General features: G+C 50.4%; 15 protein-coding genes and 1 pseudogene. 13 read left to right on the top strand and 3 right to left on the bottom strand.

The features are described from left to right. The first annotated feature begins 154 nt into the window (after nt 1–154). Both EDM52_RS22950 and EDM52_RS22945 read left to right on the top strand, forming a co-directional pair. The gene (locus EDM52_RS22950) at nt 155–340 is read left to right on the top strand and encodes a hypothetical protein (RefSeq protein ID WP_122911232.1); all 186 of its coding nucleotides are present in this window, start codon (nt 155–157) and stop codon (nt 338–340) included. Nucleotides 341–362: 22 nt separating this feature from the next. Continuing rightward, a complete protein-coding gene (locus EDM52_RS22945; RefSeq protein ID WP_122911231.1) occupies nt 363–551 on the top strand; it encodes a hypothetical protein in 189 nt (62 codons plus the stop codon). A 366-nt stretch (nt 552–917) separates the two neighbouring features. On the opposite strand, the gene EDM52_RS22940 is transcribed toward EDM52_RS22945, so the two are convergent. Beyond that, nucleotides 918–1,877, bottom strand: coding sequence for a hypothetical protein (locus tag EDM52_RS22940; RefSeq protein WP_122911230.1), 960 nt, complete (start codon nt 1,875–1,877; stop codon nt 918–920). A 19-nt stretch (nt 1,878–1,896) separates the two neighbouring features. On the opposite strand from EDM52_RS22940, the gene EDM52_RS22935 reads away from it, so the two are divergent. Then, on the top strand, nt 1,897–2,379 hold the full coding sequence (locus EDM52_RS22935) for a hypothetical protein (protein ID WP_148038798.1): 483 nt from the start codon (nt 1,897–1,899) through the stop codon (nt 2,377–2,379). 736 nt (nt 2,380–3,115) lie between these two features. Here EDM52_RS22935 and EDM52_RS22930 read toward each other — a convergent pair. Both EDM52_RS22930 and EDM52_RS22925 read right to left on the bottom strand, forming a co-directional pair. Further along, nucleotides 3,116–3,703, bottom strand: a complete 588-nt coding sequence (locus EDM52_RS22930; protein WP_148038797.1) for a hypothetical protein — start codon at nt 3,701–3,703, stop codon at nt 3,116–3,118. Between the two features lie 17 nt (nt 3,704–3,720). Continuing rightward, the gene (locus tag EDM52_RS22925) at nt 3,721–4,251 is read right to left on the bottom strand and encodes a hypothetical protein (protein WP_183185315.1); all 531 of its coding nucleotides are present in this window, start codon (nt 4,249–4,251) and stop codon (nt 3,721–3,723) included. Between the two features lie 15 nt (nt 4,252–4,266). Here EDM52_RS22925 and EDM52_RS25780 point away from each other — a divergent pair. The 10 genes and pseudogenes from EDM52_RS25780 to EDM52_RS22875 form a co-directional block, all read left to right on the top strand. Beyond that, nucleotides 4,267–4,401, top strand: a pseudogene (locus EDM52_RS25780) (MFS transporter); the annotation flags it as partial. Between the two features lie 368 nt (nt 4,402–4,769). After that, entirely contained in the window at nt 4,770–5,534 is a 765-nt protein-coding gene (locus EDM52_RS22915; RefSeq protein ID WP_122911225.1) for a DeoR/GlpR family DNA-binding transcription regulator, read from the top strand. A 21-nt stretch (nt 5,535–5,555) separates the two neighbouring features. Further along, on the top strand, nt 5,556–6,419 hold the full coding sequence (gene fba / locus EDM52_RS22910) for a class II fructose-1,6-bisphosphate aldolase (RefSeq protein ID WP_122911224.1): 864 nt from the start codon (nt 5,556–5,558) through the stop codon (nt 6,417–6,419). Nucleotides 6,420–6,442: 23 nt separating this feature from the next. Continuing rightward, on the top strand, nt 6,443–7,537 hold the full coding sequence (locus EDM52_RS22905; protein ID WP_122911223.1) for a bifunctional phosphoglucose/phosphomannose isomerase: 1,095 nt from the start codon (nt 6,443–6,445) through the stop codon (nt 7,535–7,537). Beyond that, the gene (locus EDM52_RS22900) at nt 7,537–8,508 is read left to right on the top strand and encodes a 1-phosphofructokinase family hexose kinase (RefSeq protein ID WP_122911222.1); all 972 of its coding nucleotides are present in this window, start codon (nt 7,537–7,539) and stop codon (nt 8,506–8,508) included. The genes EDM52_RS22905 and EDM52_RS22900 overlap by 1 nt, the downstream gene beginning before the upstream one ends. A 2-nt stretch (nt 8,509–8,510) precedes the next feature. Beyond that, nucleotides 8,511–9,503 carry an ROK family protein gene (locus EDM52_RS22895; protein WP_122911221.1) on the top strand — a complete coding sequence of 331 codons (993 nt, stop codon included), beginning with the start codon at nt 8,511–8,513 and terminating at the stop codon, nt 9,501–9,503. Nucleotides 9,504–10,017: 514 nt separating this feature from the next. Further along, nucleotides 10,018–10,944 carry an agmatinase gene (speB, locus tag EDM52_RS22890; protein ID WP_122911220.1) on the top strand — a complete coding sequence of 309 codons (927 nt, stop codon included), beginning with the start codon at nt 10,018–10,020 and terminating at the stop codon, nt 10,942–10,944. Between the two features lie 191 nt (nt 10,945–11,135). Beyond that, on the top strand, nt 11,136–12,608 hold the full coding sequence (locus EDM52_RS22885; RefSeq protein ID WP_122911219.1) for an aldehyde dehydrogenase family protein: 1,473 nt from the start codon (nt 11,136–11,138) through the stop codon (nt 12,606–12,608). Nucleotides 12,609–12,713: 105 nt separating this feature from the next. Continuing rightward, entirely contained in the window at nt 12,714–14,849 is a 2,136-nt protein-coding gene (locus EDM52_RS22880; protein WP_122911218.1) for a sigma 54-interacting transcriptional regulator, read from the top strand. Beyond that, nucleotides 14,824–15,063, top strand: a complete 240-nt coding sequence (locus EDM52_RS22875) for a biotin/lipoyl attachment domain-containing protein (protein WP_245997329.1) — start codon at nt 14,824–14,826, stop codon at nt 15,061–15,063. Before EDM52_RS22880 ends, EDM52_RS22875 begins: the two co-directional genes overlap by 26 nt. Nucleotides 15,064–15,105 lie beyond the last annotated feature (42 nt).

Below are 15,105 nucleotides of genomic sequence, written 5' to 3'. Positions count from 1 at the left end.
ACGGGGTTGCGGTACGGGGTTCGGCTAAGGCCTCCAAACCATGGCTTCAAATTCAATTTAACTGGAATTCTCTTCACTCTCTTTCCGTTGTCCGGATCAACTGGAAATTGTCTGAAGAAGAGCTTCTAACAATGATTATACGAGGGGGAATAAAATGCTAAAAGATAGTGCCTTTTGCGAATTGGTGCATGATGCGCAACAAGGAAATCCGGAAGCACGGGAAGCCTTACTAAAATACTTACAACCCGAACTAGAAAAAATGACGTGGTTTATCCGTATGTCACCCGAAGACACTCTGCAAAATTTACATTTAGCAGTTTTGGAACTGATCACATCATGATCAGGAAAAAGGAGGAGGAAGGATGAATGAAACAACGATCACCATAATTGCTGGACTTATTGCAGTTTTAGCCATCTGCATTATTTACCGACATGTAAGTTTAACCATTCAAATACGTGACATTGTAAACGTGTCCTTACAAGCTAATAAAGAGAAAGAAAGCACAAAAAAAGAAGAATCCAGAGTATCGGATCCCTCCATGGAAAAGTAAATTGCAGAAAGAAAATGGCACTTTCTTTCTGTTCCTATTATATCAAATGAAAAGGAGGAACGAACATGGCCACAATCATAACAGTGTTACTTTTTGTATCGGGAGGTGTACTGTTTGGAGTATTGATGAGTCAGCAACGTTTGTGTAAAGAACTGAAAACCTTGAAGAAATGACCAAAAGCCCTTATTGACAAAGGGCTTTTGGTCAAGTCAGTTAAAGCATAGAAGCTTCGTTAGGATGGGTCCCGATAATAAACATTATGTAAATCCTTCATAAACTAAAGAGAGACCTAACCTTCGGTTGGTCTCTCTTTCTAACGACTATAATTTCTCCTAAATAATGTTAGGATGATGTAGCACTCTTCGTTTAGTCATATATACGTTCTTGCGTATGCCCTGTTATTTTTTCAGAAACATCCTCATACTCCCACGAAATGCTGCCTCCAAGAGGAATTGAAAGTCCATAGGACAAATGTACATCTTCCCATGAATGGAGATAGTGACTCCAAACATCATACATTTCTCCACCCCAAGAAGAATCACGATGAGTTACTTCAACTTTCATATAACCCCTAATATTTTTAATATACTGATAACGCTCTGTATTCATCGATGGGAAATTAACATCAAACGCATAGCCACCTACATCTCGCTCATCAGCCCTACTATCATCTCGAGTCATAGAGGTCCATTCATAAATTGGATGTCCATAAGAATCATATTCTCCATCGAATCCATATTTACGGAACTTTAAATAAAACTCTTCAGTATCTGATACTAACGAGGCATTATCACTAATACCTATTGCAAGAACATCCTCATAAAGATCACCAAGAAAACCATAAGTACTGCTATCATCTGCAAATTCAAAACGTGCTGAAGCTTGTGCATCACCTTCAACTTCATCATAAATAAACCAGGTTTCTAAAGTTATGTAATCATGGTCATCTTCTAAATCGTAGTCAAATGTTGAAATTGGAGTATCATTTTCTTCTTCTTTCTTTTTATTTTTCTTTTTCTCTTTTTCTAGTCGTTCTTTAAATTCTTTTTTTGTAAGCTTCTCTGCCTTTTTTTCATTACCGTTTTTTGAAATCTCATAGTATTCTTCCTTTTTACTAACTAATGGTTTTTTAATCGACAAATATTCTTGAACTTTACCATCTTCAACTAAATCGGCAATGTGCTCATCGGAAAATTGGAAGACTTCCTTTAATTTTTTGATTTCTGCTTTACTCAAGTTATCATCTGGTGCCGCCAAACTACTACTACTAAATAATAAAGACATTCCAAGGGCGATAGAAAGGCAGCTAATGGATTTTTTATACATTTTATACACTCCTTGTAATATGATTAAGAAAAAAGATAGGGTGAATATTGAGTTGAATACAAATAAAAAGTATCTAATCGTTCTATTAACATTATTAGCAATTAGCAATGTATTTATTTTTGTAAAAATGAATGGAGTCGAGACTCAATTTGAAAAACTTCAAGCGCAAATCGACAGTAATTTTAAGGAAGGTCTTAGGCTGCTAAGCAGGTCTTTAAAAAATAATACAGACTGGGAGACCAAATTTGATTTAGCTCTTTCTCATTCAAGTAAAATCCAAGTTCTTTCTGATAATACCTCATACACGTTGGGAAACACTGAGGAATCTCGAACTGTATTAAGTTACAGTTACATGTTAGAAAATTATTTCCAGGATCCACAAAATGCAACAATAGATGATAATCTGCAAGAATTTGAAGAGTTTATCAGATGTATTGAAGTACTATCTTCTAATCCTTCTGATTTAGAACACGGAAAAAAACTAATTTCTCTGTTAAGTTAAAGCTTCACCTCCTGTGATGGTAAAAAATAGTAAAAAACCTTTACTACATATTTCTACCATTACTCGGAGTGTATTTCTTCCTTTTTTTATCATATTTTACAAAAAATGATAATTATCGTTTTCTAATGTTTTACAATAATTTGCGAATGATGTCAGCTACGCTGGTATTACCCCACCCAATAAGTATCAGAGAAAACCGGTAAGGATTTAGCCTCCCTACCGGTTTTCTCTGATAACAAGTTGTGGGTCCCGATAACATACATTATGTAACCTAACGTCCGAATCCTCATTTTCGGGCGTTTTTCGCCGTTTTCAGCGATTACCGCTCGGGCGATCCTTCCCATATGTCCACGTAGAGAAGACAAACTCTCCTTTTCCTCCAAAAACCGCGATCTCTCCCTAGCTTCGTTTTTCTCTTCGTTCGGATTCCACGAAAAAAAGGCACGCTGCAGCTCGTTGGCCAACCAGGAGTGCAGCCATTAAATCCGAATGATTTTAAGAGCCAGTTGATGGCCAAAAGCTAAAAATCCGAACCACCCCCCGCCCAAAGGGAGCGCAGGGATGGGCATAGCCCACCCTGACGGAAGAGCGTCGTGGATCTCCGCGCTCGTCAACGGCGAGGGCCGCCCTCCACTGCGTTTCGTCCCTACGGGTGACGGCGGTAGTTGTGGATTCCAGAAGCCCGAACGCGTTCAAAAGCAAAACATGATTTGCCCCCTTGATAGGGGAGGATTTTTTAAGAGCCGCCACGACCAGAATCTAGCTGCCAAACCACAGACGCAGGCAAGCGATCCACGCTATAGCCATGTTCAACCAGTTCAAGTAACGCAGCAGCCATAGCCTGGCGCACATAAGCAGTCAAGTTAGCGATGCCCTCACGCTTAGTAGCGCGCAAACAAGTCATGAGCGTGCGCTTGAGAAGAAGCCAAGTATGAGTCGCGGCATCCAGAGCGTAGGTAGGATCAGAAGAAGGTAAAGCCCAAACCGCCACAGTATCGCGGTAGAGATCCGCAAGGTAAAGAGGCAAAGAAGAAGGGTAAGGCGCGTTTAGAGAAGCCAGCAAACCAATCAGGTCAGCAGCAGAACCAGGCAACGAAACGGTCGCAGCCCCACCCACCGCCTCACCTATTGTATTATCAATTTGGCTCTTTTCTTGATCCGGATTTTTCGCAGCTGCAGCTTCCTGGATAAACGCCTCGTTCGCTTGCTCAACCAGGATAATGGATGTCGATCCGTTGCGACCACGCTTGGATTCCACGACAATAGCGCCCTCGTTTTGCAGATCTGCGAGGACGTTCTTTAAACTGGACACCGCACAGCCCAACTCTTCGGCAATAGCCGTCAGAGAGCCTGAGAGTGCCTTATTTTCGTTTTGAAGCAGCACTCATGCCACCAGCGTTCCATTTCAGCCATCGCCCGATCCATTGGCCATCCTGAAAATTTCATTGCCAAAATAAGCGTCAGGCAGGATGCTTCACGCTTCCCGATCTCTGCATCCTGGTTGTATAGGCGCATGATCGCTGGATGATTCATGATGTCGTAGGCGTCAAACAAGGGGCTTGTACGATCCCAAACAAGCGGATGATTGATGTCACGCCAATCGATAAAGGTCTGGAAGTCATAGACCTGGTTGGATTCAAAATACACCAGGTTACTTTCCGTAGGCGTGCGGAAGATCCTCTCCACGCCGATCGCGTGCGGATCTCCTTGCAAATCGCTGGTCATATGACGCTGAATTGCCGTAAACAACACGCGTACTTTTGGCGTAGCGCGTACCGCTTGCGAGAGCATCCAGATAGCTTGAAAACCACCTGATGGCGTTTGGACTACTGCTGTAGGCAGAGGCAAGCCAGCCGACTCGATCCGATCCATGACGTCCGGAAGCGCGTAGCGCTGCCTTGTCTGGACGCTTTCATTACGGAAGGCATAAAGAAAGAGGAGCGCGGTACCATATCGGCGATTTACAGCAGTATGAGATTCATCGGCGTTGCACTTGGTCCCCAATCGTTTCTATATTAATGAAAGCTACGCAAATGACTCTTTTTTGGACCATGACAGGGGTTAGTGTGCTATCAACGTTACTGGCTCTATTTACACTCCGTCCATCCCAGGAGAAAGGACAAGAGATGTCGATCCATCCCTTTGGTAAGCCATATAAAAAAACAAAGGTTTGAAAAGATAACGGGAATTGAAGACTATCATGCTGTAGTGAGCCTAAGTCAGAACGATTGTTCCGATTTAGGCTATTTACTGTAAGTTTATTCGTTCGAGTATCCAGAACATTTTGGTTTGACAGGAAAATAGAGGAAGTGCTACGATATAGCTAATAAAACGAAATGTTATGAAAGTAAACGAAATGAATCGAAAGTTACTGGAGGAGATCATCCACGATGCTCGCGGCAGAACGACACAGCAGGATTCTCGAACAGGTGGAACAGCAGAAGACGATGACCGTAGCCCAATTGAGCAAGCTCCTGGACGTATCTGAAGTGACGATACGCAAGGACCTGATCAAGCTGGAAAACGAAGGGCTGCTCTCCCGCACGCATGGCGGAGCGACGACGACCCGTTTTTTACCGGTGGAGCGCAGCTTTACGGAGAAGCAGGGAGAGCGCATGGAGGAAAAGGAGCGGATTGCGAGACAGGCGCTCATCTACGTAGAGCCGGGTGACACCTTGATCCTTGGGGCAGGCTCGACAACGATGGCCTTGGCCAGGCTGCTTCGGCAGGTGACAGGGCTGACCATCGTGACGAATGCGGTCAATATAGCGATGGAGCTGCATAGCCACGAACTTCACAACATGATCTTGATCGGCGGCGAGATGCGAGCCAAATCGTATGCAGTCGTGGGTCCGATTGCAGAGGAAAACCTGCGGAAGCTGTCCGTGTACAAGTGCTTTATCGGGACAGACGGCGTTCATTTGCACGAAGGAATATCTACCTTGTCCGTGCAGGAGGGCAGTGTAAACCGGGTGATGATGGAGCGCGCCCGCAAGGTGTATTTGTTGGCCGACCATTCCAAGCTTGGCGAGGTGCAGTTCAGCCGCTTTGCCGAGCTGGCAGAGGTTGATCGGATCATTACAGATTCATTCGATTCAGAAATGCTGGAAGCTTTTCTCGACCAAGGAATACAGGTGGATGTAGCGCAAAAATAAGCGATGGAGAGTGAATAGCTCATGCCGCTGGTCTCTTCGACCGAAATGCTGCAACAGGCGCGTAGAGAAGGGTACTGCATCACTGCATTTAACGTGCATACGCTGGAAATGCTTCAGGCTGTCGTGGAGGCTGCCTGTGAAGCGCAATCTCCGCTGATTCTGCAAACGACAGTCGGGACGATCAAGCATCTGGGGGTCGGCTATGTGACGGCGATGGTACGTGTCGCTACTGAGCAGTCATCGATCCCGATCGCCCTGCATCTGGATCACTGTCACGACTATGGCTTGATCGAGCGCTGCATTCAGGCAGGCTACACCTCCGTGATGATGGATGCTTCCATGCTTCCCTTTGAACAAAATGTGGAGCTGACTAGGCAGGTAGTGGAGCTGGCGCATCGATCAGGGGTGAATGTGGAAGCGGAGCTGGGCAAGGTGGGAGGTGTCGAGGATGAGCGGATCGTCGCAAAGGAGGATGCGCTGCTGGCTGATCCGAATGAGTGCGAGCAATTTGTAGCGGCTACTGGCGTCGATACTTTGGCTGTAGCGATTGGAACCGCTCATGGCATGTACCAGGGTGAGCCGCGCATTGCTTTTGAACGCTTGGCGCAGATCGCGCAGCGTATTCCGATTCCGCTCGTTTTACACGGAGGGTCTGGCATACCGGAAGCGCAGGTAAAGCGTTCTGTCGCACTCGGGATGGCGAAAATGAATGTGGCGACGGAGCTGCGGATTGCCTTTTCACAGTCGCTCAAGCAATCGTTTGCGGAGCGTCCCTCAGAAAATGATCCGCGCCACTACATGAAGCTGGCCAAGCAGGCTGTGAAGGAGATTGCCCTCGATAAAATGAGGATGTGCGGATGTGTAGGGAAGGCGGCAAACCACTAAAGGGATGGGAAGGACGTGGAAGGATGCGGGTCAATCTGGATGATGCTTTGACGCTGCAAAAGCTGGATACGGTTCGTGCTTTGCGGGATACAGACGATTATGACAAGCAGTTTGCAGAAGGATGGGAGCTCGCTTCATCACTGGACGTCTCTTCGATAAAAGGACCGATTGAAAGCGTTTTCGTTTTGGGGACGGGAGGCGGCTCAGCGGCAAGCGTCAACCTGGTCAAATCGTATTTGTTCGACGAGCTTCCGATTCCCATTCAGCTCAACCAGGGCTATTCTCTTCCTGCCTGCGTAAAGGAGACGACACTGGTCATCGTGGTCAGCCATTCCGGCAATACGCAAGAGGTGGTCAGCGCCTACGAGCAGGCTATCTCGGCCAATGCGCAAATCGTCGCGATTACTGCAGGCGGTAAGGTGCTGGAGCTGGCTCGCGAGCATGGACACGCCCATCTGCTCGTTCCGGGAGGGATGATGCCGCGAATCGTCCTCGGGTATATTTTTCTGCCGATTCTGGCAGTTTTGACCAAGCTGGGACTTGTGGAGGACAAGAGCGGTGAAGTAACAGAAACCATCTCCCTGTTCTCGAAGCTTCGCGAACTGTACCATGTACAGAACCCGATGGCTGTCAACCTTGCCAAGCAGATCGCCAGCGAGATGGACGGCCTCACTCCGGTCATTTACGGGACCTTGCCTTTTTTCGATGCACCGGCATGGCGCTGGAAAAATCAGCTCGGAGAGAATAGCAAGGTGATGGCCTTCTGGAATGCGATTCCCAGTTTGCACCATGATGAAGCGGTCGGCTGGGACGCTCCAGCCGCGATGCTGAAAGGCTTTCACTTTACCCTGATCCGCGATGCCGAAGATAGCGACAGCATGGCAAAACGCGTCGAGATCAGCGCGGAGATCTTACGCGAGCGCGCAGGCGCAGTCCGTGTTGTCCACTCGCAGGGAGCTTCGCGGATGGCGCGTCTCTTTTCCATTGTCTATCTGGCCGATTACGTTTCGCTGTACACAGCATTGATTCGCGGTGTAGACCCGACGCCGGTAGAAGTCATCAACCTATTTAAATCCAAGCTAGGCCAGCCGTTGGTTCAGGTACAGGTGCGTCCGTGATGCTGGTTACGGTAACCTTGAACGCTGCTGTGGACAAAACCTACCTGCTGCCTCGGTTTCAGCTGGGTGAGGTGCATCGGGCACGGACTGTGCAGACTCAGGCTGGAGGGAAAGGGATCAATGTCGCGCGAGTAGCGAAAAGACTCGGGATGGAGCAGGTGATTGCCACCGGATTTGTCGCCGGGGCAAACGGTCGCTATATCCGCCAGGGCTGTGAGCTGGAAGGCATTCAGCCTGATTTTATGGAGACGCCAGGGGAATCCCGCACTTGTCTTGCCTTTGTCGATGAAGCGAGCGGAAGCGTGACGGAGGTGCTGGAACAGGGAGCGGTAGTATCGGAAGAAGCATTTGAGCAACTGAAACCCAAGCTGGAAAGACTCGCTAGATCGGCCAGCTGTGTCGTCCTCTCCGGAAGTTTGCCAGGCGGACTGCCAAGCGACACCTATCGCACGTTGATCCAGCTGGTGCGAGATGCTGGCTCGCTACCCGTATTGGATACCAGTGGAGAGGGTTTACGGATCGGATTGGAAGGCCGACCGTATGCGATCAAACCCAATCGGGAAGAGGCGGAGGTCTTGCTCGGATATAGGCTGGAAAGCGATTTGGAAAAACGTCAAGCGGTCATCGATCTGATCAGCATGGGAGCGGAGCATGTCCTGCTGTCACTGGGGCAGGAAGGCGCGTGGTTCGGCAGTGCGAAGGAGATCTGGAGCTACGAGGCTGTCCGCTTGCCACAGGCCATTCATACGGTAGGCTGCGGAGACTCTCTTTTGGCTGGTATGGTGACAGGGCGTTTGCAGGGCATGGCGTGGAACGATGCAGTGAGGCTGGGAATGGCTTGCGGTGCGTCAAATGCCTGCTCGATCGGGGCGGGACAGGTGGAGCTGGAGGTTGTAGAGCGCTTGCGGCAGCAAGTGAAGGGCACGCGGATTTCGCACGAAGAGTCGTGTGCAGACGAAAGGGGAGAGTGATCATGCGCCACGTCATTGGTCTGGATGTAGGCGGCACGACGATGAAAGGCGCAGTGATGGATGAGACGGGACGGATTCTGGATACAGCAGTCAGGGAGACAGGCCGGGTAGGCAGTCTGGAGCCTCTCTTGATAAGGATGGCTGATCTGGTTGGCGAGCTTAGGGCCAGTTCAGCGGTATCCATCGAGGCAGTTGGGGTTGGATTTCCCGGCCCGTTTGACGGAAAAAAGGGTGTCTCGATCCATTCTCCCAACCTCAATCTACACCAGCTCGATGTACGCACACCGCTCGCCACGCTCATCGGCTTGCCTTTGGCTATGGAAAACGATCTTCGCACGGCCGCCTGGGGTGAAGCGGTTTTTGGAGCAGGGAAAGGCCTCAGGCATCTCGCTTTCATTTCGATGGGCACGGGTATCGGACTCGGCAGTATCGTCCATGGTCAGCTCTTGCGCGGAGGAGGAGGATTGTCTGGCGAGCTGGGTCATATTACGGTTCCAGGTCAGACGGTTGTCTGCAATTGCGGCAAACAGGGATGTGTGGAGACAGTCGCTTCCGCCACAGGGATCGTTCGGATTGCCAGGGAACGCTTGACCCAAGCCATGCATGCAATTCCTGATGAGGCAAAGATGCTTCCCTTGTGGCAAAGAGTCTCGGGTGACCCGCAAAAAATCACAGCCTGGGATGTTGCAGAGGCTGCGCAGCTGGGGGACCCGATTGCAACGGCTGTCTGGCGTGAGGTAGGGGAGGTTACGGGCTGGGCGATTTCAGTGGTGCTAAATCTCTTCAATCCTCAGCTGGTGGTGATCGGCGGCGGAGTCTCGCAGGCAGGTGAATGGCTGCTTGCTCCCGTGCGAGAAAGTGTCAGAAAGCATGTGATGCAAGCAGGACATGAAAAAACAAGGATCGTGCAAAGTGCACTGGGGGCGGACGCCGGGATGATCGGAGCAGGTGCCTTGGCGCTGTACAGCAAGAACTCCTTGTCTATCCGTTCCTAGAAAATAGACGTAAAAACAGACGAGAAGACCCTTGCGTCCGTGCGTTAAAGGGTCTTTTCCTTCCATCTTCCCATCAATCTGCTGTCGCAAGGCCGACAATTCCATTGCATCGGACTCGATGGCAGACCTGACAGCATAGTGCAGTCCATTCACAATACAATCCTGTTTTTGAATGATCATGGGATACTCCCTTCTAGCCTCAAAGTCAGCAAAGAGAAAATAAGTATAATGTGCTTCACTACGATGTTCAACACTGTATTCCATCGTTTACTCTCGAAAGCCAAGCTGGCACTATTCATGCATAAAACAACTCTTGCATGAGCGAGGTGGCAAGTCGCCGAAAGGAAAGGAGGGTAAAAGAGAATACCATGCCAAATCAAATGTTCTTGATTGCCGTCTTGCTTTCGATGCTCCTGTCGTCCGAGCGTATTTGCTCCTGACCCCGATCCATGAAAAACAGCGCGCTTGCATCCGTCGATCGTGGAGCAGGCGGCGAGTTCGGAGGAGAAATACCATGCAATATCCACTGACACCTGATATCCAGCCGGAATTTTGCACGACAGGTTCTTTTATGCGGCTGCCGTACAGCAGAGAGGACGCCAAGGTTGCTATTGTCGGTCTGCCTTTTGATACAGCGGCTTCTTTTCGGGTAGGTGCCCGCTTTGCGCCTCAGGCGATCCGCCAGGCGTCCATGCTGCTGTTTCCCTACCATCCGATCCACCAGGTCTACCCGTTTGAAGACACGCGCGCCATCGATATCGGGGATGTATCGGTCATTCCGCACAATATTCATCGCAGCTATGAACGCATACAGGCTGCTATGCTTGACCTGATGAAAAAAGGAATCGTGCCGATCGGGCTGGGAGGAGACCACTCGATCACACTGGCAACGCTGCGTGCGGCCAAGGAGGTTTACGGTCAGGTTGCACTGATTCAGTTTGACTCCCATACGGATACCTGGGACACCTACTACGACGAAAAATACTGGCACGGCTCCGCTTTTATCCGCGCCTACGAAGAAAAGCTGCTGAAACCGGACAAAGTGTTTCAACTGGGGATTCGCGGAACGCTGAACCATCCTGGGGATCTCGACGCCAGCCTGGAGCTGGGCTACAACGTGATCACCACACAGGAGCTGCGTAGACGAGGCGTGGAGGAGGTCGTGGCGCAAATCAAGCAACAGCTTGGCGATACCCCGTGCTTCCTCAGCTTTGATATTGATTTTGTCGATCCCGCGTTCGCTCTGGGTACAGGAACTCCCGAGGTCGGCGGCTTTACCAGCTTTGAGACGCTGGAGCTGGTTCGCTCTTTGAAAGACCTTCATTACATCGGATTTGACCTGGTCGAGGTGCTCCCGCCTTACGATCCTGCGCAAACCACTTCTCTTTTGGCGGCTACCTTGATCCATGATTTTGCCGCCCTGGTGGCGATCCGCAGCTGAATGTAACGGGAAATCAGCGGATGTGTCAAGCTGCGAATTATGCACGGTTGCATAAATTATGAATTTTTGCATAATTTGAACGGACGACTTAAAGTAAATTGACAGCTTTCACCGCATGTCCAAGACTGGCATGCGACTTGCTCTGAACATGTATGGAGCACAAAGCCGCGATAAGGGAGAGGATTCGTAGCATGATGAACCTGAAGATGTATATCAATGGGGAATGGGTAGATGCCCAGTCGGGAAACACGCGTGTGATCGTCAACCCGGCTTCTGGTGAAACGATTGCGCTTGCCGCAGAAGGGGGCGTCGAGGATGCCCGCCATGCGATCCAGGCAGCAAGAGAAGCCTTTGACAGCGGCATCTGGTCGGAGCTGCCTGCTGTAGAGCGCGGACGTATGCTACTGGCTGTGGCAGACAGGCTGGAGCAGCAGGCCGAGGAGATCGGACGTCTGGAGACGCTGGACAACGGAAAGCCCCTGCGTGAAACGGCCTTTGATGTGGCAGATGCCGCAGCGTGCTTCCGATACTACGCGGGAATCGTGAGCAAGCCCGATGGACAGACCTATCATGTGGCAGACCCTGTGCAGGCGATGGTCGTGCGCGAGCCAGTCGGAGTGTGTGGCCTGATCGTACCGTGGAACTATCCGCTTTTGATGGCTGTCTGGAAAATTGCTCCGGCATTGGCCGCTGGCAACACCATTGTGTTTAAGCCATCTGAGGTCACACCGGTGACAGCACAAAAGCTGTTCGCCATTCTAGAAGAGGTAGGCGTGCCCAAAGGCGTAGCCAATCTGGTGATGGGAGCGGGGGCAACAGTAGGCAATGAGATCGCAGAAAGTCATCTCGTGGACAAGATCTCTTTTACTGGCGGGACAGCCACAGGCCGCAGCATCATGCGCGCGGCTACCGGGAATATCAAGAAAATCTCGCTGGAGCTGGGCGGTAAATCTCCGAATATCGTCTTTGCCGATGCCGATTTTGACACAGCGGTAGACTATGCATTGTTCGGTATTTTCGCCAATCAGGGACAGGTATGCTCGGCAGGCTCCAGGCTCCTGCTGGAAGACAGCATCCATGACCGTTTCGTGGAGCGGCTGGTGGAGCGGGCAAAAAAAATCCGCGTTGGTGCTGGCGACCACCCGTCTACGGAGATGGGGCCACTGGTCAGTCAGGCGCATATGGAAAAGGTTCTGCACTATATCGAGCTGGGCAAATCCGAAGGGGCGCGTCTATTGTGCGGGGGCAATCGGATCACGGCCACTGGATTGGAAAACGGCTATTTCGTGGAGCCTACGATCTTCACGGATACCACGCCTTCGATGAAAATCGTGCAGGAAGAGATATTCGGACCTGTGCTCGCCATCCAGCGCTTTACGGATGAAGCTGATGCTATTCGCCTTGCTAACGATACGGTCTACGGTCTGGCTGGTGGCGTCTTTACGCAGGACGGAGCCAAAGCAATGCGCGTCATCCGCAAGCTGAGAGCGGGAATCACCTGGATCAACTGCTACCATCCGACCTACAATGAAGCTCCTTGGGGAGGATACAAGCAGAGCGGGATCGGGCGCGGTCTTGGCACATACGGCTACGAGGAGTTTACCGAAGTGAAGCAGATCAATATCAACTTGCAGGTGCAGCCGAGCGGTTGGTTTGAAGAATAGCATTCACATGGAAAAGAAGACTGTCTCTCAAGTCTTCTTTTCCGCTTTCCGTCCCCATCGCGGCCCAAGTATAATAGGAGCATACAAAGCGATTGGGGAGGAACTATGGTTTCCAAATGGTTTGTCAGAAAAGCGCACACCTTATCGTTTGAATCTTCTGTCAATGAATTGTGGGAAATCATGTCGCACTGGAAGGAACGGGTTGTTTTTATCACCGATGCGGTAGAGGACAAAATCGTCGCCTACATTCGCAATACCGATGTGATGCCATTTTTGCATGACCCCGAATGGGAGAAAAGACAAGTGCGGGAGCTGCCCTTCCATACCGATCTGACTTATTTCCAACGCGAAGCGGACGTCCTCGATTTCTTCAAGGTGTTTGGCGAAGAGGTTGTGTTGGTGCAGGATCAGGAGGGCAAGCCAGAGGGCTATCTGCAGCGCGAGGATATTCTCTACTATTTACTGACCAGCCAGTCTGCCCATACCGATTGGATGCGCTCCCTGCTCAATTCGATTCCGATGGGGATTTTGATTACCGATCCAGAGGGGCGGATCGAAAACTTCAATGCAGAAGTCGTGCGGATGGTGCGTGTGGTCCCGGAAAAAATCCGGGATACCCGAGCAAATGAACTGCTCGACCCGCACATTTTTCGCAAGGTCATAAACAACGGTGAAGTCATTCTCAACCAGATCATCATGACGGATAGCATGGCGGTTCTGGCGGATTTTGCGCCAATTCGAGATCAGCATGCCCATATTACGGGTGCGATCATCGTGCTCCAGGACCTGCCATTTATCGAGAAGATGGCACTGGAGATGGAGGCCGTCAAAAACCTGAACACCGATCTGCAAGGCATTCTCTCCTCTATTTATGATGAAATTCTGGTGCTGGATGAAAAAGGCGTCCTGCTTCGATACAGTGGCAGCTTGATCAAGGATTTTTGGGCGAATGACAAAGAACAGCTGATCGGACTTAATCTGATGGAGCTGGAGGATGAGGGAACCTTTTTTACAGCGATTGTGAAAAAAGTCATGGAGCGCATGCGCAAGGTCTCTGTCACCCAAAAGAGCAGCTCAGGCAAAAATGTGCTGGCTGTAGGCAATCCGATCGTGGACGAGTCGGGCAGGCTGGAGCGCATCGTCATCGCGCTGCGGGATATTACAGAAACGGTGATGCTCAAGGAGGAGCTTTTGCAAGCTAAAAAGATGTCTGCACAGTACAAGCAGGAGCTGGAGCATCTGCGCGATCAGCAGCAGTCAGCCAAGCAGCGCCAATTGATCTATGCCAGCAGCAAGATGGAGAAGCTGATGAACTACATTCGCAAGGTAGCGAAAAGCTCCTCGACCGTCCTGTTGACTGGGGAATCAGGAGTGGGCAAGGAGGTTTTCGCCCGCACGATCTACGAATGGGGAGCGCGGCGCAGTCAGCCATTCGTCAAAGTAAACTGTGGGGCAATCCCCGAGACGCTTTTGGAGAGCGAGCTTTTCGGCTATGAAAAAGGCGCATTTACCGGAGCCAGCACGAGCGGCAAGCCTGGATATTTTCGTATGGCGCACAAAGGGGTGCTATTCCTGGACGAGATTGCAGAGCTGCCGCTCGGCTTGCAGGTGAAGCTCTTGCGCGTCTTGCAGGAGCGCGAAATGATCCCGCTCGGTGGCTCTGAGGTTGTAGAGGTGGACGTACAAATCATAGCGGCTACCAACAAAAATTTGGAGCGCATGGTGGAAGAAGGGCTGTTTCGCGAGGACCTGTACTACCGGCTGACTGTCATTCCGATCGTCATTCCGCCACTGCGCGAGCGGCCGGAGGACATTCCGCTGATCAGCCTTCACTTTTTGCACACCTTCAATGAGAAATACGAGCGGTCGACACAGCTCTCCCAGGATGCACTCGATGTACTCGAGGCCTACTCCTGGCCGGGCAACGTGCGGGAGCTGCAAAACATCATCGAGCGTCTGGTCGTCACAGCTGACGAAGAGTTGATCGAGGCGCATCACATCAGTCCCATGTTGAAAAAGGAGAAGAAAAGGAAGTTCAAAGAGCGTTTGACCAAGATCATGCCGTTGAAGGAAGCCACGCGAGCCATGGAGGAGCAGCTGATCAGCATGGCGATGGACGAATACAAAACGACCTCGCTGGCCGCCAAGATGCTGGGCGTCAGTCAATCCACGATCAGCCGCAAGTATCAGGAGATTCAGGAGAAGAGAAGTCGGGGTGAGCAGGTTGGTTTTAAAGGATGAAATCATAGCTCGGTTGGCCGGAACAATCCAGCAAATCTCGTGTCAGACTGGCGAGTACGTGCAAGAGGGGGAGACGCTGTTTGTACTGGTTAGCCAGGAAGGCGAGACAATCCCAGTGATTTCGCGTGTCAGCGGCAAAGTAGGCGAGCTGGAAGTCGAGCTGGGGGAAGACGTGATTGCAGGGATGATTTTGACGGTGGTGTATATGGAATAAAAGCTTCATGTGGTTGGGAGAACGGAACAGACTTATTGTAAT

The organism is Brevibacillus invocatus (genome assembly GCF_003710915.1).
GTDB classification, from domain to species: domain Bacteria; phylum Bacillota; class Bacilli; order Brevibacillales; family Brevibacillaceae; genus Brevibacillus; species Brevibacillus invocatus.
The sequence above is the reverse complement of the archived record's forward strand: the minus strand, read 5'-3'. Positions and strand labels throughout refer to the sequence as shown.

Bases quoted from the DNA above. Each gene is read 5' to 3' on its own strand.
- EDM52_RS22950 (WP_122911232.1), top strand. From the start codon at position 155: ATGCTAAAAGATAGTGCCTTTTGCGAATTGGTGCATGATGCGCAACAA.
- EDM52_RS22945 (WP_122911231.1), top strand. From the start codon at position 363: ATGAATGAAACAACGATCACCATAATTGCTGGACTTATTGCAGTTTTA.
- EDM52_RS22940 (WP_122911230.1), bottom strand. From the start codon at position 1,877: ATGTATAAAAAATCCATTAGCTGCCTTTCTATCGCCCTTGGAATGTCT.
- EDM52_RS22935 (WP_148038798.1), top strand. From the start codon at position 1,897: ATGATTAAGAAAAAAGATAGGGTGAATATTGAGTTGAATACAAATAAA.
- EDM52_RS22925 (WP_183185315.1), bottom strand. From the start codon at position 4,251: ATGGATCGGATCGAGTCGGCTGGCTTGCCTCTGCCTACAGCAGTAGTC.
- EDM52_RS22915 (WP_122911225.1), top strand. From the start codon at position 4,770: ATGCTCGCGGCAGAACGACACAGCAGGATTCTCGAACAGGTGGAACAG.
- fba (WP_122911224.1), top strand. From the start codon at position 5,556: ATGCCGCTGGTCTCTTCGACCGAAATGCTGCAACAGGCGCGTAGAGAA.
- EDM52_RS22905 (WP_122911223.1), top strand. From the start codon at position 6,443: ATGCGGGTCAATCTGGATGATGCTTTGACGCTGCAAAAGCTGGATACG.
- EDM52_RS22900 (WP_122911222.1), top strand. From the start codon at position 7,537: ATGCTGGTTACGGTAACCTTGAACGCTGCTGTGGACAAAACCTACCTG.
- EDM52_RS22895 (WP_122911221.1), top strand. From the start codon at position 8,511: ATGCGCCACGTCATTGGTCTGGATGTAGGCGGCACGACGATGAAAGGC.
- speB (WP_122911220.1), top strand. From the start codon at position 10,018: ATGCAATATCCACTGACACCTGATATCCAGCCGGAATTTTGCACGACA.
- EDM52_RS22885 (WP_122911219.1), top strand. From the start codon at position 11,136: ATGATGAACCTGAAGATGTATATCAATGGGGAATGGGTAGATGCCCAG.
- EDM52_RS22880 (WP_122911218.1), top strand. From the start codon at position 12,714: ATGGTTTCCAAATGGTTTGTCAGAAAAGCGCACACCTTATCGTTTGAA.